Origin of the sequence: Chryseobacterium populi (genome assembly GCF_000282115.1) — a bacterium.
Classification (GTDB): Bacteria; Bacteroidota; Bacteroidia; order Flavobacteriales; family Weeksellaceae; genus Chryseobacterium; species Chryseobacterium populi.
Map to the genome: position 1 here is coordinate 284,440 of NZ_AKJY01000014.1, position 18,989 is coordinate 303,428.

General features: G+C 36.2%; 17 protein-coding genes. 10 read left to right on the forward strand and 7 right to left on the reverse strand.

All coding sequences use genetic code 11. The features are described 5' to 3' along the window. Positions 1 to 155: 155 nt before the first annotated feature. Positions 156 to 716 carry an RNA polymerase sigma factor gene (locus tag PMI13_RS05720; RefSeq protein ID WP_007841561.1) on the forward strand — a complete coding sequence of 187 codons (561 nt, stop codon included), beginning with the start codon at positions 156 to 158 and terminating at the stop codon, positions 714 to 716. Between the two features lie 59 nt (positions 717 to 775). Here PMI13_RS05720 and PMI13_RS05725 read toward each other — a convergent pair whose 3' ends face one another. After that, the gene (locus PMI13_RS05725; protein ID WP_007841567.1) at positions 776 to 1,414 is read right to left on the reverse strand and encodes a hypothetical protein; all 639 of its coding nucleotides are present in this window, start codon (positions 1,412 to 1,414) and stop codon (positions 776 to 778) included. Positions 1,415 to 1,528: 114 nt separating this feature from the next. Between PMI13_RS05725 and lipA the strand changes: the two genes are divergently transcribed. Next, entirely contained in the window at positions 1,529 to 2,395 is an 867-nt protein-coding gene (gene lipA, locus PMI13_RS05730; protein WP_007841568.1) for a lipoyl synthase, read from the forward strand. A 356-nt stretch (positions 2,396 to 2,751) separates the two neighbouring features. On the opposite strand, the gene PMI13_RS05735 is transcribed toward lipA, so the two are convergent. Then, a complete protein-coding gene (locus tag PMI13_RS05735) occupies positions 2,752 to 3,612 on the reverse strand; it encodes an AraC family transcriptional regulator (RefSeq protein ID WP_007841569.1) in 861 nt (286 codons plus the stop codon). A gap of 174 nt (positions 3,613 to 3,786) precedes the next feature. On the opposite strand from PMI13_RS05735, the gene PMI13_RS05740 reads away from it, so the two are divergent. Continuing rightward, positions 3,787 to 4,986, forward strand: coding sequence for an MFS transporter (locus PMI13_RS05740; protein WP_007841570.1), 1,200 nt, complete (start codon positions 3,787 to 3,789; stop codon positions 4,984 to 4,986). Positions 4,987 to 5,105: 119 nt separating this feature from the next. On the opposite strand, the gene PMI13_RS05745 is transcribed toward PMI13_RS05740, so the two are convergent. Next, the gene (locus PMI13_RS05745; RefSeq protein ID WP_007841571.1) at positions 5,106 to 5,486 is read right to left on the reverse strand and encodes a SpoIIAA family protein; all 381 of its coding nucleotides are present in this window, start codon (positions 5,484 to 5,486) and stop codon (positions 5,106 to 5,108) included. 212 nt (positions 5,487 to 5,698) lie between these two features. Here PMI13_RS05745 and PMI13_RS05750 point away from each other — a divergent pair, with 212 nt between their 5' ends. After that, the gene (locus PMI13_RS05750; protein ID WP_007841572.1) at positions 5,699 to 6,904 is read left to right on the forward strand and encodes an NAD(P)/FAD-dependent oxidoreductase; all 1,206 of its coding nucleotides are present in this window, start codon (positions 5,699 to 5,701) and stop codon (positions 6,902 to 6,904) included. A 120-nt stretch (positions 6,905 to 7,024) separates the two neighbouring features. Here the strand turns inward: PMI13_RS05750 and PMI13_RS05755 are convergent, their stop codons facing one another. The 3 genes from PMI13_RS05755 to PMI13_RS05765 all read right to left on the reverse strand — a co-directional run bounded on the left by PMI13_RS05755 (position 7,025) and on the right by PMI13_RS05765 (position 10,906). Beyond that, the gene (locus PMI13_RS05755; protein WP_007841573.1) at positions 7,025 to 8,221 is read right to left on the reverse strand and encodes a VWA domain-containing protein; all 1,197 of its coding nucleotides are present in this window, start codon (positions 8,219 to 8,221) and stop codon (positions 7,025 to 7,027) included. A gap of 114 nt (positions 8,222 to 8,335) precedes the next feature. Further along, a complete protein-coding gene (locus tag PMI13_RS05760; protein ID WP_007841575.1) occupies positions 8,336 to 9,007 on the reverse strand; it encodes an SIMPL domain-containing protein in 672 nt (223 codons plus the stop codon). A 147-nt stretch (positions 9,008 to 9,154) separates the two neighbouring features. Further along, positions 9,155 to 10,906 (reverse strand): amidohydrolase family protein, encoded by a 1,752-nt coding sequence (locus PMI13_RS05765; protein WP_007841581.1) that lies wholly within the window; start codon positions 10,904 to 10,906, stop codon positions 9,155 to 9,157. A 294-nt stretch (positions 10,907 to 11,200) separates the two neighbouring features. Here PMI13_RS05765 and PMI13_RS05770 point away from each other — a divergent pair, with 294 nt between their 5' ends. The 3 genes from PMI13_RS05770 (at position 11,201) to PMI13_RS05780 (ending at position 14,457) form a co-directional block, all read left to right on the forward strand. After that, positions 11,201 to 12,994, forward strand: a complete 1,794-nt coding sequence (locus tag PMI13_RS05770) for a tetratricopeptide repeat-containing sensor histidine kinase (RefSeq protein WP_034669222.1) — start codon at positions 11,201 to 11,203, stop codon at positions 12,992 to 12,994. Positions 12,995 to 13,119: 125 nt separating this feature from the next. After that, positions 13,120 to 13,854 carry a LytR/AlgR family response regulator transcription factor gene (locus PMI13_RS05775; RefSeq protein ID WP_007841584.1) on the forward strand — a complete coding sequence of 245 codons (735 nt, stop codon included), beginning with the start codon at positions 13,120 to 13,122 and terminating at the stop codon, positions 13,852 to 13,854. 60 nt (positions 13,855 to 13,914) lie between these two features. After that, positions 13,915 to 14,457 (forward strand): lipocalin family protein, encoded by a 543-nt coding sequence (locus PMI13_RS05780; RefSeq protein WP_007841585.1) that lies wholly within the window; start codon positions 13,915 to 13,917, stop codon positions 14,455 to 14,457. 184 nt (positions 14,458 to 14,641) lie between these two features. Here PMI13_RS05780 and PMI13_RS05785 read toward each other — a convergent pair whose 3' ends face one another. Further along, positions 14,642 to 15,118: a DUF7832 domain-containing protein gene (locus PMI13_RS05785; RefSeq protein WP_007841586.1), complete on the reverse strand. Its 477-nt coding sequence runs from the start codon at positions 15,116 to 15,118 to the stop codon at positions 14,642 to 14,644. Between the two features lie 115 nt (positions 15,119 to 15,233). Here PMI13_RS05785 and PMI13_RS05790 point away from each other — a divergent pair, with 115 nt between their 5' ends. From PMI13_RS05790 to PMI13_RS05795, 3 genes are all read left to right on the forward strand, one after another. Then, complete coding sequence (locus tag PMI13_RS05790; protein WP_007841587.1) at positions 15,234 to 16,484, forward strand: CinA family nicotinamide mononucleotide deamidase-related protein; 1,251 nt, start codon at positions 15,234 to 15,236, stop codon at positions 16,482 to 16,484. Between the two features lie 176 nt (positions 16,485 to 16,660). Next, positions 16,661 to 16,816 (forward strand): hypothetical protein, encoded by a 156-nt coding sequence (locus tag PMI13_RS21105; RefSeq protein ID WP_156104383.1) that lies wholly within the window; start codon positions 16,661 to 16,663, stop codon positions 16,814 to 16,816. Between the two features lie 77 nt (positions 16,817 to 16,893). Further along, complete coding sequence (locus PMI13_RS05795; protein ID WP_007841589.1) at positions 16,894 to 18,951, forward strand: M13 family metallopeptidase; 2,058 nt, start codon at positions 16,894 to 16,896, stop codon at positions 18,949 to 18,951. The last annotated feature ends 38 nt before the right edge of the window (positions 18,952 to 18,989 follow it).

Consider the following 18,989-nt stretch of genomic DNA (forward strand, 5'->3'; position numbering starts at 1 on the left):
AAGAAGATGAGTGAAGAGGTAAAATCGTTGATTTGTAAAATTGCTCAATTGTTCCTGTCTTTTTGCAAACTCGCAGCTTTACAATTCAACAAATTAACAATTTTGCTAACCTGTCTTTTAGCTTTTTTGCATAAAATAAATTATATTTGTTAGTAATGAACGATGAACAATTATTTTTGCTGATCCATAAAGCAAAAGAAAAAGACCAGAAGGCCCAGACTAAGCTCATTAATGTATTTTGGGTGGATGTTTTTTCTTTTGTGATGAAAAAAGTAAGAGATGAAAACGATGCAGATGAAATTACGGTGAATGTTTTTTCAAAAATTTTGTCAAAACTGGATATGTATGATCCTCATTTCCAGTTTAAAACCTGGATCCTTACCATCGCACAAAATACAGTCATCGATTTCTGGAGGAAAAAAAGCCGTGAAAACCAGGATCCTACTGAAAATCTCGAAGAAGTAAAAAATCAATACGCCAAATCTCCTGAAGAATTAATGATTTCTGATGAAGAACAAAAGAAAATTATTAAGACCATTGAATCTCTGGATGCCAATTATCAGGATATTATAAAGCTCAGGTTCTTTGAAGAGAAAAGCATTAAAGAAATTGCAGATGAGTTGGGAATTTCTATTGCGAATACTAAAGTGAGGGTGATGCGTGCTAAAAAAGTCTTAGCCGAATTATTAAAAAACAATGAGTTTGAAGATAATTAAAATTTTTTGGTTTTTAAATCTTAAAGGCCCGAATAATTGATTTTAATTTACAGCTCTGGTTATAAATAGATTTCTGCTTTAGTTTTCGGAAGGATAAATTTTCGTGGTTCCTTAAGATTTCTGCTTTGTAAATTTATTTTCAACCCTTTTTTGATGGAAGTTTCCTTTTCCGTTTTTCCATTAAGGGTATCAGTGGTATTTTCAACTTCTTTTTCGTAGATGATTTGGCCAGTAGATAAATTGAAGTCTATATCTTTCCAATATTCACCGGGCTTTCCGGAGCTTGAAGAATAACCAATCAATTCAAAATGTCCGTTCTGGAATCTGTATTTATCGGTATATCCCCATTTCCAGCTGCTACCGCCGGCTTGGGTAATACTTAAAATGCCTTTTTCAATAGCAGAACTTTGGTACGGATCTCCCATCATTCCACCTCCTTTGCTTTCGAGAATGGCATTTCTGGATTTTTCCAAAACAGTCCATTTTCCGTTTACTTTTTTTAGAATCTGAATTTCCCGGATATTCCCCAGCTCTCCTTCCTCCTGTGTATTATAAATGATTACTTGTTCCGGGATTTTATCGCCGTCTAAGTCACCATCTACAGTTTCAATAATTTCCGAACCTGCAGGCTGGAATTCTTTTTGGGCAAAACAAAGCGTAGTAAAAGCAATGGGTAAAATAAAAAATAGCTTCTTCATTGGTGAAATTAAGTGAGGTCAATTTACAATTATATTTTAATTATCAGTTCCATCAATTTTTCTGTTAGATGGTTTCCATTAAAAATTCCTTAACTTTGAACTTCAATTTTAGAAATGGAAAATTTAGTTCAAGACACTACCGTTCAAAAACCAAAATGGATTCGTGTAAAACTTCCGACAGGGAAGAACTACCGTGAATTGAGAACTTTGGTTGATAAATATAAATTAAATACGATTTGCCAGAGCGGAAGCTGCCCTAATATGGGGGAATGTTGGGGAGAAGGCACAGCAACTTTCATGATTTTAGGAAACATCTGTACAAGAAGCTGTGGTTTTTGTGGCGTTAAAACCGGAAAACCATTGGATGTAAACTGGGATGAGCCTGAAAAAGTGGCCCGTTCTATCAAATTAATGAAAATCAAACATGCCGTTCTTACTTCTGTAGACCGTGATGATTTAAAAGATATGGGATCTATCCTTTGGGGTGAAACTGTAAATGCCGTAAGAAGAATTTCTCCGGGAACGACCATGGAAACTCTGATTCCGGATTTCCAGGGCCTTACAAAACACCTTGACAGGCTAGTAGATGTAGCCCCGGAAGTGATTTCCCACAATATGGAAACCGTAAAACGCCTTACAAGAGAAGTAAGAATTCAGGCTAAATATGAAAGAAGCCTTGAAGTATTAAGGTATTTAAAAGAAGCAGGACAAAGAAGAACAAAAACCGGCGTAATGCTTGGTTTGGGGGAAACAAGAGACGAAGTTTTCCAGACGATTGAAGATATCAGAAATGCTGATGTAGATGTGATTACTTTAGGACAGTATTTACAGCCGACTAAAAAACATCTGCCTGTTAAAAAATTCATTACACCTGAAGAATTTGAAGAATTTGGGGATTTTGCAAGAAGCTTGGGATTCAGACATGTGGAAAGTTCACCTTTGGTAAGAAGCTCGTACCATGCAGAAAAACATATTCATTAAAAATACAATCGCTTCAAAACTGAAGCGATTTTTATTTATATTAATTAGTCACTGGCTCGGGCAATAAAATTTATTTTTACTAAACGCTAAGACGCTGTTTTTCTTTTCAAGCTGTTTTTAAGGCGCAAGGATTTTTATCGAAGATAAAATTGATGGTGGGAATTATTCCATTATGTTTGTCTTTCCGTAGGAATCTGGACTCATACAATTTAAAAGTTATTTAGTTTCATATGGAATGATAATGCATGTATAAACCTGATTACAGACGGCTTTTTCAATCAAATTATATTGGATTTATATGAATTGTTAAAAGCCAAAGTATGAAATAACCTGGAATCTTTGCGTCAACCTGTTCATCAGCCATTGATCTGAATTTTATTCAAATGTTTCTTTCTGAACTCAGAAGGCGTTTCTCCAACATGTTGTTTAAATAGTTTATTGAAATAAGAAAGGCTTTCAAAACCTACCTGGAAGCAAACTTCCGTAATTGAAGATTCTTTCAGCAAAAAAAGCTTAGCCTGGTTGATCCTGTAATTATTGACGAAATCAGTAAAGGTCATATTCGTTTGCTTTTTAAAATAGCGGCAAAAAGCAGGTGTGCTTAAACTGACTATTGCCGAAATTTTGTTGACATCAGGCTTTTTATCATAATTTTCATGGATGTAATCATAAATCGTTCCCATCCTGATTTTGTCATTCAGAAACCATTTTATCCGGGTATCATCATTGTTGAGCTCTTTAACTTCGGCAGAGCCAGCCAGGGTTTGTAAAATATCAATTAATATCATCAGAGAATCGAAAGGATTCATGTCTTTCATGATGTGAAGCTTTTCTACGACCTCCTTTTTTGTTTCTCCTGAAAAAGATAATCCCAGATAAGAACGTTCAAGAAGAAGCCTGATATTTTCAAATTCCGGAACCGGAAGAATAAGATTCTGAAGGAAATTTTCCCGCATCTGCAGAACCAGTTGTTTACATTCAGTCTGAATCCTGTAATCAAAATTGAGATGAGGAACATTGGACCCGATTAAAAGGAGATCACTTTCTGTAAACCCCGATATATCCTTCCCCACATGGCGGATTCCGTTTACCGCTTCTACATAGACCAGCTCTATTTCAGGATGATAATGCCAAAAGAAACAGTTTTTTAAAGAAGGGGCAAATAGCTTAAAAGATTTCCCTTTTTCAAATTCAATAATTTCTTTTTGGATTTTCATTTGGTTCTGTTTTGATTGTTTATAGGTTTAAAATTACATAAAAAGGTTAATATGGAGCAAATTTTTATCATTTGGGGAGAAGTAAAAGTGAATATTTCTATCGAATTTTGCACTTTCAAAACAGAGAATCAATAATCACTGCTGGTTTTCTGAAAATTTATTCAAATAAAAACAATGGGAATAGATAAAAGAATTATACCGCTTGCCATCGGTGGTTTAGGAATAGGAACGACGGAGTTTACCATTATGGGATTGTTGCCTGATATTGCAAAAACGTTACAGATTACGATTCCGGAAGCGGGGCATCTGATTTCAGCTTATGCACTGGGAGTAGTAATCGGAGCACCTATACTGATAGGGTATTCTGTAAAATTCCCGGCTAAGAAAGTATTGATCGTGCTCATGATGCTCTTCACATTGTTCAATGCATTATCGGCTGTAGCTCCTGATTATACTATGATGTTAATCATCAGATTTATGTCGGGCTTACCGCATGGTGCATTTTTCGGAGTAGGAACAGTGGTCGCTTCGAGGCTTGCCGGCAAGGGCAGGGAAGCACTGTATATATCATTAATGTTTACCGGGCTTACGGTAGCTAATCTTGCTATGGTACCTTTGGTTACTTATATCGGACATGCTTTTCACTGGCGTTGGTATTTTGCCATTGTAGGAGGGATTGGTTTGGTAGCTTTAATATTTTTAAAACTCTGGCTTCCGGAACTAAAAACCAATGGAGAGACTCATTTCCTTGAAGAGTTAAAGTTCCTTAAAAAGAAACAGGCCTGGCTGGTATTAATGATTACGGCAATTGGATTTGGAGGGCTTTTCACCTGGTTCAGTTATATTACCCCTTTAATGACAATTATTGCCGGAATTAAAAGCAGTCAGATGGCCTATGTAATGATCCTTGCAGGAAGTGGAATGGTGGTAGGAAATCTGGCAGGCGGGTTTCTGTCGGACAGGTTAGGCCCTGAAAAAACATGTTGCCTTTTACTTTTCCTGATGATGGCTTCCCTGACCGGAGTATTTTTTCTTTCGGAATATCAGAATGTAGCTTTAACATTGACGTTTATCTGCGGAGCTTTATCAATGTCTGTGGCAGCACCAATTAATATTATGATGATGAAAGCTGCTCCCAGAAGTGAGATGATGGCAGCAGCATTTATGCAGGCCGCTTTCAATATTGCCAATGCAATGGGAGCGTTTTTTGGAGGAATTCCTTTAGAAAAAGGGCTTCCATTCAATTATCCTTCTCTGGTAGGAGTGGGAATGACTCTGATAGGGCTTTTGATCAGCGTCAGGTATATGTACCTGTACCGGTCATCAAAAACTGAAGAAGAAGCTGATGTGGAATGTGTTCCATGTGATAAATAAACAAAAAGAGAAGCATTTGCTTCTCTTTTTTGATGACTAATTTTTAAAATGTTTTCAGAGTTTCCCTGCCATCTTTTCATGTTTCTGAAGGAAATTCAGGGGTGTTTTTAATACGTGTTTTAAACTTCTACTTCATTACCGTTTTTACACCAGTAAAGGGCATTGTAAAGGTTTTCTTTCGGAAAAGATTTGAATTCGCCAGGCATTAAAACACTGAAGATATCGGTAAAATTTTGCACCCCTTCTTTATCTGTTACAATGGCAGTTCTGTTCCACTTCGTTAAATTTTTCAAGCCTAAAAGTAGGTCCTGTAGCCAGGCCCCTGCCGTGAAATTACTCAGATCAGTATCGAGATATAATAAATAATTAAGCTCCTCAAATTCATCAACTTTCTTTTCTACGTAAGGAATAACAAGGTTTTCAAAATCTTCTTTCGTTACTTCTCCTGTGGCATTGAACGCTGCAACATTTTCAGGCGCTTCCGGAATAATTGTTATCATAATATAATATTTTAATGTGGTTGTTTAATTCACACTACAATAATTACACCGTAAGTGTGTTTAAAGTTGTTAAAATATTATAAATATTTCTATTTTAATGTGAAATAATTAATAATATTATGGATTGTTTTGATTTAAATGAATTTTGTTAAAATAGTATTCTTCGTTGATAGTATAACGGAAGTTATTAGTATTTTAGTTAAAATATTCATATGAATCTGAAATCTAATGAACCGTTTTGGCTTTTAAAGAATGGATTGATGTCCTCATATCCCTCTTTAAAATCTGATCAGGAATGTGATGTTCTGATTATAGGTGGTGGAATTACAGGCAGCTTAATAGCCCATCAAATGATACAGGATGGTTATGCTGCGATTCTTATTGATAAAAGGGAGATAGGCAATGGAAGTACATGTGCAACAACATCAATGCTTCAGTACGAAATAGATGTTCCGTTGTATGAACTTATCGGAAAAATTGGTGAAAAAGGTGCAGTTAAAAGCTATAAAACATGTTCTGAATCTATCGACATTCTTGAAAATTTAACAAAAAAAATAAATTCTAAAATTGGATTTAAAAGAAAAAAATCATTGTACTTTGCTTCAAAAAAGAAAGACGTTTTATGGTTGAAAAAAGAATTTGAAGCCAGGAAAAAAGCAGGATTTGGAGTGAAATGGCTGAAACCGGATCAGATCCTTAAGACATTTGGTTTTGAAAATACCTTTGGAGGTATTGTATCAGAACAGGGCGCAAGTATTGATGCTTTTAAATTTGTCCATGAGTTACTGGAATTTGACCATAAAAATGGATTGAAAATTTTTGACAAGACAGAAATGGGATCTGTGGAATATCATAAAGGCTATAACCTGGTGAAAACAACAAACGGTCCTGCTATTAAAGCAAAAAAAATAATCTATTGTATCGGCTATGAAAGTAAGGCATTGATCAAAGAAAATTTTGTTGACCTAAAAAGTACTTATGCTATCGTTTCTGAAATTGATGTTATCAAGTTTAAAAATATTACCAATACATTGGTCTGGAATACCGATGACCCCTATATGTATATGAGAACCACAGATGACGGCAGACTTCTGATAGGCGGGGGTGACGAAGATTTTTCAAACGCTGAAAAACGGGATGCACTCCTTAATAAAAAAGAAAAAGAGATTTTAAAAACCCTGAAAAAAATAAAACCCGATTATCATTTCTATACAGATTTTGTATGGGCCGGAACATTTGGAGAAACGAAAGACGGTCTGCCTTATATCGGGGAACATGAGAAGTTTAAAAATTCTTATTTCGTACTGGGATTTGGAGGAAACGGAATTACTTTTTCCGTGACAGGAATGGAAATGGCTTCCCAGTTTATGAAAAATAAAAAACATCCGTTATCAAGATATTTTAAATTCGAGAGGTAGATTATTGGTGGCTTCGAGTGCCTCAGCCACCAGTTTTAGAAAAAAAGATTCTAAATGATAATATGTCTTTAAAGGATTGCCCTGATATGGTGGCTGAGGCACTCGAAGCCACCATACATCTTAATAACTGTACCCGTTCTTTCTAGCCAATTCTAAAATTGATTTTTCAATTGCTTTTCCAAGGTCATCGGAATCCGAACTTCCCCTTTTTTTCATTTCTTCATCAATATAATCCTGGCGTTTTTTAGAAAGCTCTTCAATATCTTTCTGAATTTTCTCACGTTCTGCAGATTTTATGGCTATGGTTTTTTTTATCTGTTCTTTAGTTTTGCCTTTCAGTTCTGCAGGAAGTTCATCCTCTTTAACTGATGTGATAAAGTCTGCATCCTTTTCGGCTCTGTCTATCAGATCCCAATGTTCATTTTTGTAAGCATTTTTCCTGGATTTGGCTACCGTTCTTTCAACAGCATTGGAGACAGACTGTATTTCTGCATTTTTATCCTGCATGACCTGTTTGTTTTTATAGTCGGAACCTTTACTTCCATAATAAATGTAAGTGTCATTTAATCTGGTGTTATAATCCGAGATCTTCACATCATAAGGAGTTTCAATATAAATCACCTTTCTGTCACTGTTGATATTGAAGTATTTTCCGCTTCCGAGAGTTGCTCCGTTTTGCCATGAGGTTTGGATACCTTCATCTCTGTCACCACAGAAAATAGTATTGGTGTAGATATTTTTATTTCGGGCTTTTGTAATAACATCTTTATAATCGATTCTTCCCTGGTTGAAAGGTTCATTCCCTGCGATATAAATAAGTTTCATACTCTTTTCATTGGCATCCCAGTTCAGATTCATCGAAGCATCCCGGATTACGGCACCGCAATATTCGCTTCCGCCATTGGTTCGTAAGGCGAAAAGTTTTTCTGAAACCAAATCGAGGTCCTGAGTGAGTGGTGTTACCTGTCTGATATAGTTTTCATCGTTCAGGCCGTCGTTACCATATTCGTAAAGGGCAATTTCTATTTGTGGAGCCTGTCCGTTATACTTTAAAGTGGTCAGGGTATTTACAATATTCCAGAGTCTGGATTTTGCCTGGTCAATCAATCCGTCCATACTGTTGGAAGTATCGAGCAGAAGGGCTACCTGGATTTTATTTTCTTTAGCTTTCGGTTGGTTTACCGGAGCTGAAGAATCGTTTTCTATCGATGTTTCTACCGCTGAATTATTTTGATTGGTGCATCGGAAATCTGTCAGGCTTTTGGAATTTAAAAAAGCTACACCTGCGGCTAATGTTAAAATTTTAAAAGTTGTCATTATTTATATTTTTAATAAGGTTATCGGTTGTAATATTGAATCTGCATTTCTTTCGGATATGATATTTTGCTTCACAAGAAAGATTGATTTTCTCCGAGTTTCCGCTGTTGATTCTTATAAAATCTCATATCTTGTTTTGATGCTGTATTTCAATTTGATATTTTCAATATTGTCAAAAGAAAAATCGGGTGCGGCATCAGCTTCCATCTGTACATTACTCAATTTTCTGGCATAAGCCACCGGGATCACTGTATCACTTGTATAATCTTCTATTTCTATAACTTCCAGAGGATTTCCTGCTTTTTTACCCATGCTTTCCAGTAAATAATCAGCTTTTTCTTTTGCTGCTTTTAAGGCCTGTATTTTAACGGTCTTTTTAAACTCTGCAATTTTGGTATTCTTGATTTCAGCAATATTGATATTGCTTACCCATTTTTGGTTCAGATCTTCAAATAACTTGCTGACATTGGTTTTGGTATTGATTTTAAACTGAAAACTTTTGGTAAACCTGGTTGTTTTTACATAAAGATTCTGGTACATTGATTTAAATTTGATATCTTCATTCTTTACCCCGTTATTTTTTAAAGTTTCAAATAATTTTTTCTCATTATCGGCCAGCTCATTTTTGTTGTCTGCTTTGATTCCTATATTAAAGATGATTTCATCCGGTTCTACTTCCATTTCAGCAACTCCGGTTACTTCAATTGCATTTTTCTTTACTTCCTGGGCATTGATAAAACTTCCTGCGGTAAAGATTCCGATCAATAAAAAATGTCTCAATTTCATAATTTCTGGTTTTAAATTCTGATGTAAAATTAGCCGGATCCGCAACCTGAAATCCGGAGACTTGGTGAAATGAGGATTTGACTTGGTGAAGCACAATAAAAAAAGACAACCCGTAAGAGTTGCCTTTTAAACCTGTATTTTAAAGCTTTATTGGATAAAATAAACTTTTGATATTTTGTTATTCTTTATTTCATAGACAGCAGTAGCTTCCACTTTTCCAGACTTTTTCATCCCTGAAACGCTTTCTTTATCAATCACAAAATTACCATTAATGATCCTGTTGGTGATTTCACAGTGCAGATCAGGCATTCTTTCAAACATTCCGCTATAATCTTTTCTCATCGCCTCTTTTCCTTTACTTAATAATTTATTCGGGAAAATATAAAGTTCTATGTCCTCAGCATAAGGTTCAAGGAAGGCGTCAATATTTCTTGCGTTATATCCATTCACCTGCTGCTGCACAAGGTTTTCTGGAGTTGCTTTCACAATTTTATCCGATGCTAAAGGCTGCCCGTTTTTAAACACCATATCGATTTGGGTAAGGTTGTCTAAATTTTCGACAGGGTTTGAGTTTAATAAAACAAGATCTGCGATTTTCCCAGTGGTAATGCTTCCTGAAGTATTTTCTTTGTTAAAGATCTTAACAGGATTGATGGTTGCCGACTGTAAAACCTGCCAGTTGTTCATTCCGCTTTTCTTCATAGCATTAAGTTCCGCAATAAAAGAAGTTGCGTGCTGCGTCCCTATATTTCCGGCATCTGTTCCAACTGCAATCGTTACACCTCCGTCTGACAGCTTTTTCAGATTCATAGATCTGATGGAATCTTTTTTTCCGATCTGAGCATTGACTTGCGGAAGATTAAAACGTTTTTTGAGCTTATTGATCATCAAAGAATCGGCGGAATCAGATAAATGTTTTAGATCATACATCGACCCGATGGCCAGTGGATTTGCATTTTCCAGTTCATAGCTGTTGTAATTGTTTTTCTGTGCATACGTTTTATAATAATTGTCTGCTACCGTAAGAGTAGGGCTCAAAACTACTTTTTTATCCTTTAAAAGCTTTACAAAATTATCGGGAACAACTTCGTCTTCTATATCATGTACCAGAAAATCGGCGCCGTTTTGTACTGCAATCTGGGCGGTGATTCTTTCTGTAGCATGTACCGCTACTTTTAAATTGTTTTTATGAGCTTCTTCAATGACCATTTTTACAATGGGCTCATATTTCTTTGCTTCAGCTTCCATTTCTTTTGGATTTGCCATTACGATATACCATATTTTGATAAGATCAGGTTTGTAAGGAAGCTGTTCCTGTACATATTTTTTCGCCTCTTCGGCAGATGCAACCAGTTTTAGAGGTTCATCCTTATCAAGGTTTTTAAACGCTTCAGGCTCATAGGTAGTGATCAATGGCCCGGCCATATAAACAGTCGGTAAATTGGTTTTCTTTGAAAATGAATCCCTGAGGGCAAGAAAATTATAGGTTGATCCCACATCAATCATAGAAGTGATTCCGCTTTTAAGATAACGCAGTAGGAAATCTTCCATATTCTGATGTACCCAATTGATTTCTTTATCATAAGGCACATGTTTTCTCAGATCCAACGCATCCGGTCTTGCATAGAGACCTCCACTTTGAAAAAAATGAATATGGGTGTCTGTCATTCCCGGCATCAGAAATTTTCCGTTTCCGTTAATGATATCTGCATTCTGGGGAATTTTTATTTTTTTCGCAGGCTTAATATCTGAAATGATGTTTTGGCTGATCACTATTGTTTGATCCGGGATCAGTTTTTTATTGATGACATCAACCACTGTTACGTTCTGAATGTAGGTCTGCGCATCTACCTTATAGATCAAAAAGTAAATCAAAAATGACAGGTAAAATCTTTTCATGTGTTTTTATTTAATCTTATTTTTTCAAATATAATAAAATGGTACCTAAAATTTTTATAAGATTTCTATGAGAAGATTATAACCCAGCTATTTGTTTTTTGATATCATCCTTTACACTCAAATTCAATATATACAGAATTCCGGATTTTCATTATTAGTTTCTGTTTAAAATATTTTAATCAGGATAAAAATTTAACCCCGGAGTCGAGGGTCGGGAAGGTAAACTTGGTAAGACTCTGGCTTCACTTGGTGAATAGCTTTTGGACAAACTATATATATGTATATCTTTGTTTTATGAAAATGCTGCGACATTTGGTATTTCTTTTTTTGATCTGTTTTGGGAATATATTGTATTCTCAAAGCAATAATAATGTGGTTCAGGAGGTTCAGGTTCAGAGTAAAAAGCTTAGAAAGGCTGTTGATGACAAAGACCCGTCTGCCCAGGCCGATTCTTACTATAATATAGGAGAAACGTTTTTCAACAACGGGAATTTCTCAAAAAGCGAAGAATATTTCACTAAGGCTAAAACCATCTATGAGCAGCTGAACGATAAATCCAATATTGAGAAAGTGAGCCGGAAACTGGCTCAGTCGCAGGAAAAACAAAATAAAATAACACCTGCAATCAGCAATTACAGCAGAGCAGCAGAAGTAAATTACTCTTCAAGAGCCAAAGCTGTCAATTCTAATGATGCAGCAAGACTTTCCTCATCGTCGCCGGAATTAAAAGCCGAAGCAATACAAAGTAATATAGATCTCAGCCGGAAAGAGGATGAAAAAGAAGAACTTGCGACGAGCTATAGCCAGATGGCAGATGTCTACATACAGCAGAAAGATATTCCGAAAGCCGAAGAAAACCTTAATAATGCTTATAAATTATCTAAAGAACAGGCTCCACAGCAGGCTTTGGAGATCAATCAGAAGCTAACCGATTTTTATGTCGGAAATAAAAATTATGATAAAGCCATTGAGGCAAAAAAAAATGTACTGAAAGAAGATTTTGTAAAAAGTAATTCACAAGAAGAAGTTGAGCAGATTCAAGAGCTGGCTGATATTTATATTAAGAAAAATGATCCCGGAGAAGCTGTTGATCTTCTGAAAAAATCCTACAGTTTAGCGATAGAAAAAGGGCATACGATGGAAGCACAGAAAAGTGTGAAAAAACTGGACAGCCTCTATAATGTTTCTGATAATACCGATGCTTCCGTAAAGCTGTATCGCGATTTTCTGGGAAAGCTGCCGGATCTAGTTGCCAAAGACAGAAGTCTGGTTGATAATAAAATCCTTGAAGATACCGAACAGAGAATTGTACAGCTGGAAAAAGAAAGGGAGCTGAAAGATGAGCTTATCCGTAAAAAAAATGTGTTTAATTATGGCCTCATCGGAGCTTTGATTGTATTATCAGGATTAATCATATTTATTTTTCTGACGTTGAGAAAAGTTCAGATCAAGAATAAGAAAATTGCCCTGCAATCGCTTCGGAGAGAAATGAATCCGCATTTTATCTTTAACAGTTTAAATAGTGTCAATCATTTTATTGCCACGAATAACGAGCTTGAAGCCAATCAGTATTTAACCAAATTTTCAAAGCTGATGCGTGGTGTAATGGAAAATTCTACAGAAGATTTTATTCCGTTTCAGCAGGAGCTGGATTTATTACAGAATTATCTCGCTCTCGAAAAAACACGCTTTGCAGATAAATTTGATTATGAAATTAATGTCGATGAAAATCTGAGTATGCAAAGCCTGCAGGTTCCGGGAATGCTGATTCAGCCATTTTTGGAAAATGCAGTCTGGCACGGATTAAGATACAGGGAAGATAAAGGATTTCTGAAACTGAGTTTTGAAAAAAATGATCAGCGTTTAAAAATTACCATTGAAGATGACGGGATCGGAATTGAAGAAAGTAAAAAGCAAAAAACACAGCATCAAAAGGCAAGAGAAGGCCGTGGAATGAAAAATACACTGGAAAGGATCAAACTGCTGAATGACCTGTATCATCAGGATATTCAATGTAAAGTCACCGATAAAAAAGATGGCCCGGGAGTTCTGGTAGAGATCAATTATGAGTTAATGAGTTATAAATGATGAGTTATGAGTTATGAGTTATGAGTTATGAGTTATGAGTTTCGGGCTATAAAATTACCGGTCATAATTTCTCTCAACTAGAAACTCTCAATTTTAATCAATAACCTATATAATATCTGAAAAAAATGAGAATAAAAGCTGTAATCGTAGATGATGAAATCATTGCAAGAGAAGTTCTGAGGAATTATCTTACCAAATACTGTCCGCAGATTGAGATCCTCGGGGAAGCTGAAAATATAAAAGAAGCAGTCCCGTTAATTGTGGAAAAGAAGCCTCAACTGGTTTTTCTGGATGTGGAAATGCCTTATGGAAATGCTTTTGATGTCTTGGAAGCTACCAAAGATTATTCTTATGAAACCATTTTTATTACTGCATTTTCCCAGTATTCTCTGCAGGCGCTTAATAAGTCGGCAAGTTATTATATTCTGAAACCAATCGATATCCAGGAGCTTATTCTGGCGGTGAATAAGGTTTCTGAGAGTATTGAAAAAAATGAAGAGCTCAACCGGAATAAAATCTTACTGGAGAATCTCAAATTAAAACCTGAAAAACAACAGCTTATTCTGCCAACTTTACAAGGGTTTGATGTGGTGAAAACTGAAGATATCCTGAGGCTTCAGGCAGATGGAAATTTCACACAGGTCTATCTTACGAATGGTACAAAGAAAATGGTCTGCCGGTTTTTAAAGCATTTTGATGACTTGCTGGAAGTACCTTTTGTGAGGGTGCACCGTTCTCATATTATCAATACCAATTATGTGAAGTCTTACCATAAAAGCGGCACGGTAATGCTTGCGGATGAGGTGGAGATTGAAGTTTCAGGGACATTTAAAGATGCCTTCCTGAAAGTTTTCTCTTAGAATAACAGCCTAAGGGCATTATTTTTGGACTTTTCATAGTAACCACAAACGAATTTTATTATGAAAAATTTTCAGAAAATTGCCATTCCCGTTTCGTTGGGTATTTTGGGGTTAGTGATCTTTAATTCCTTTTCGGTGAGAATTCCCAAAGGAGCAGTGGCTGTAGCCCATTTCAGACCGGAAAAATATTTAGGAAAATGGTACGAAATTGCCAGACTCGATTATAAATTCGAGAAAGACATGGATAATGTAACGGCTATCTATTCTCAGAATCCTAACGGAACAATCCGTGTTGATAATAAAGGATACAACTATATCAAAAAAGAATGGAAAGAATCGACAGGTGAGGCCCGGTTTGTAAAAGATAAAACAGAGGCCCGCCTGAAAGTATCTTTCTTTAAGCCTGTCTGGGCTGGTTATAACGTGATTGATATTGACGAAAATTACCAGTATGCTCTTGTAGCCGGGAACAGTTTAAAATACCTATGGATCTTATCCCGCACCACTACAATCCCTGAAAGCATAAGACAAAGATTTTTAGAAAAAGCAAAGAAAATAGGTTACAATACAAATGAACTGATCTGGGTAAGGCATTATCAATAATTTTGAATATTTCGAAGGAGAACCCATAATTTTCTTTCTGTGGGTAGCTACTACTATCGGAGCCGGGATAATTATGTTACTGAAAACCACCCCGGCAAAAATTCTGAAGAATTTTTGCCACCCCTCCGGAGGAGGGGAATTCCCATATACAATTTTTACGATTGATACTGATTTGCTATGTGGTTTAATTCGGGCTTTTATACTCTTTCCATTCTTCAAAACGGTGAGCAATAAGCTGTTTCATCAGATCATAGTTTTGATAAGTATCTTCAATATGATAAAAAGTTTCGTATTCGTAATCATTTTCTTCGGCTTTGGCGTCAAAAAGATTTACGTAATCATCGGCAAATGAACTGAATTTATTTCCGAAATCTGTATCATCGGCATAATAATCTTTTGCAAAGGCATTTCCTATATCACTTAAATCATATTCAGAAAATTTTCCGTCCATTGCATCCATTACATATTCTGCACCTGTGATTTCTCTTCGTTTTAATTTTTCAATCTCTTCTGCAGTATCTTCTTTCAGTTCTTCCGAAATTAAATCATTGTGAATGCACCAGTTCAGGAACATACCTGTGTGCGTTGCACTGTTTTTTTCAGGAAGTCCTTCAGGAAAATCGCCACCATAATGCCATGAAGCATCATCATATTTAGACATATTTTTAATTATAGTTTTAAAACAATTTCTGTCAAAAATAGAAAAAATCAATTTATATTGTCCGTCATGCAGATTTTCCCGTCATTTGTATAGAATTTTTTTCGAAGATTAATATATGGAAAATGCTGTTCTTATTACCATTGGTGATGAAATCCTTTCAGGGAACACGGTGGATACCAATTCTAATTTTATTGCTACCGAACTTAAAAACATAGGCATCAGAGTTTCTCAGATTTTTACGATCTCAGATGAAATTGAAACCATCAAAAATACATTACAGTCTGCTTTTGAAATGGGTGATCTGGTGATTACAACCGGTGGATTGGGCCCTACCCGGGATGATAAAACCAAAAAAGCCCTTGCAGAATTTTTCAATGATGAAATCACTTTGGATGAAGTTACCTTTGAACATCTTAGAGGGTATATGGAAAGACGGGGCCGTCTGGATATTCTTGAAAGAAACAGGGAACAGGCTTTTGTTCCTGCAAAATCTACAGTTTTTCAGAACCAGTACGGAACGGCACCGTGTATGATGATGAAGCTGGATGGTAAATTAAGCTTCAGCCTTCCGGGGGTTCCTTATGAAGTAAAGCCATTGGTTAAAGATCAGATTATTCCTTATTTAAAAGAGCATTTTAATCTGAATTATATTGTCACAAGAATAATTTCTGTGGTCGGAATCCCTGAAAGTATCCTGGCGGATATGATTGAAAACTGGGAACTTACCCTGCCTGAAAATTTAACACTGTCTTACTTGCCAATCGGTACCCGTGTTAAGCTGAGATTAACGGCAACCGGAGATAATGAAAGAGTTCTGCAACAGCAGCTTGAAGAAGAAATTGAAAAGTTATTTCCTTTAATCGGGGACAGTATTGTTGCTACTACAGAAGATAAAATTGAGAAAATTCTTGGAGAATTACTGAGTGAAAGAAAAATGACGATTTCAACGGCGGAAAGCTGTACGGGAGGAGAATTGGCGAGACTGATCACCTCAAATTCCGGGAGCTCACAATATTTTATGGGGGGAATTGTGCCTTACGCCACAGAAAAGAAAATTGAAATATTAAAAGTTTCTAAAAATACGGTAGACCAGTATACGGTAGTAAGCGAACAGGTCGCTCAGGAAATGGCAAAAGGCTGCCAGCAATTATTTGATACTGATATTTCCCTGTCTACAACAGGCGTTGCAGGCCCGGGAAAAGGAGAGGATGGAAAAGAGGTAGGAACTGTTTTTTACACGATCAGGGTTAAAGATCAGGAACGGACATTCAAATTGTATATGCCCCATTTGGAAAGAGCAGATTTTATTTATTTTGTTTCCCAGAAGATGATCCAGGATCTGGTAAGGATACTGGTAAATGGTTAAAAAATCAGTAGGTTTTTAATATTTTTTTTAATTAATTTCTATACGGTTTTTCACGCTTTCTGGAATTCAATTCAAGAAATAACAAGACGTGGACGACTCAAAACATATTTTCAAGCCAATAACAAAAACGCTGGGGAAATGTACAGTGGGGTCACGGTTTTTTTATCTTTATTGCAGTGCTTCTTTTTCTGGAACTGAACGTAAGGATGAGGCTGGATAAAAGTCCGAAAATTCCCCTAAACAGCAGTTTGAGAAAAGCACTGGAAAACGAAATGCAGTCCTGGGGATTCCTGAAAAGAACCGGTAATGTAAAGGAAGTAATAACGTCTTAAATATTTATTAATTTAATTTTAAAAAAAAGTAACGAATCTCAAAAAAAAGAGACATATTTACATAAATTGTTATTCTAATGAAAAAACTAACGCTTTCTTTGTTTTTATTAACGGGAATCTGCTCACAGAACATGGTGAGTGCACAGGCTAAAGCAACAACAAAAACAGTGAATACAACGGATAAAGGCTTAGACCTTAGTTTGATGGACAAATCTGTTCGTCCGCAGGATGATTTTTATAACTATGTGAGTGGAACCTGGATGAAAACGGCCAAGATCCCGTCTGATAAACCGACTTGGGGAAGCTTCAACAAATTGGCTGATGATACAGACAATAACTCAATGACGATTTTAAACTCGCTTCTGAAAGATAAATTTGCAGACGGAAGTGAAGGGAAAAAGATTCAGGATCTGTATGCAACGTACATGAATATGCAGAAAAGAAATGCAGACGGAATCAAACCTATTCAGGAAAACCTGTCTAAAATTGATGCCATCAAAAACCTTACTGACCTTCAGAATTACCTTACTTCCGTAACGAAAGAAGGTGAAAATACATTCTATGGCTGGGGTGTAGATGCAGATCTTAAAGATTCTAAAATGAACGCTGTTTACCTGGGGAATGCTTCTCTTGGATTAGGAAGAGATTATTACCAGAAAGTAAACGATAAAAATACGGAAGCACTTGCTGAATATCAGAAATATGTAGCTTCTATGCTGAAAGAATTAGGCTATAAAAATGCAGACGAAGCAGCAAAAGGAATTGTAGATTACGAAAAGAGTATTGCACAGACGTATCTTACCAATGAGCAGAGCCGTGATAATACACTTCAGTACAACCCGAAAACAATGGCAGAGCTTTCTGCTTTGGTAAAAAATGTTGACCTTCCTGCTTACCTGAAAAAAGTAGGAGTAAATTCAGATAAAGTAATCATTGGGGAATTAGGATATTACAAAAAATTTGATCAGTTGGTAAGTGCTCAAAACCTGCCTGTAATCAAAGATTATCTAAAATTCCATATGATCAACGGAAGTGCTTCTTACTTGAGTGAAAACCTTGGAAATATGAGATTTGCTTTCTATGGTAAATACCTTAGAGGGCAACAGGAGCAAAGAGCCCTTAACAAAAGAGGTTATGAGCTGATCAATGGTTCTCTTGGAGAAGCCTTCGGTAAATTGTATGTTGAAAAATACTTCCCTGCAGAGGCAAAAGCTCAGATGGTTGAATTAATTGATTATTTAAAGAAAAGCTTTGCCGTTCACATCAACAATTTAGCATGGATGTCTTCTACAACCAAAGAGAAAGCAATGCAGAAATTAAATAAATTTACTGTAAAAGTTGCTTATCCTGATAAATGGAAAGATTATTCCAAATTAAATATCGTTTCTGAAGCTAAAGGAGGAAATTTATATTCTAACCTTCAGAATATTACAGAATGGAAATACAATAAAGATTTGGCTAAAATCGGAAAGCCGGTTGATAAATCAGAGTGGGGAATGACCCCGCAAACAGTAAATGCCTATTACAACCCGGTAAACAACGAAATCGTATTCCCTGCTGCAATCCTTCAGCCACCTTTCTTCAATCCTAAAGCAGATGCTGCGGTAAACTTCGGTGGAATTGGTGCTGTTATCGGTCACGAAATGAGCCACGGATTCGATGATTCAGGAGCTCAGTTTGATGCAGACGGAAACCTGGTAGACTGGTGGACTCCGGAAGACAAAGCCAACTTCGAGAAAGCTACAAAAGCTCTTGCCGCTCAATACGATAAATATGAGCCGGTAAAAGGAACTTTTGTAAACGGTACCTTCACAAACGGTGAAAACATTGCTGACTTAGGTGGTGTAAATATTGCTTACGATGCATTACAAATGTATTTAAAAGATAAAGGAAATCCTGGTGTGATCAGTGGATTTACACAAGATCAGAGATTCTTCTTAAGCTGGGCAACAGTCTGGAGAACATTGTCAAGTGAGAAATACATGATCAATCAGGTAAAAACAGATCCGCATTCTCCTGGATACTTCAGAAGTTTCGGTCCGTTAACCAATGTTGATGCATTCTATAAAGCATTCGATGTAAAACAGGGAGACAAATTATACAAAGCTCCTCAGGACAGAATCAAAATCTGGTAAAAATAGAAGACCGCTCAGAAATGAGCGGTTTTTTGTTT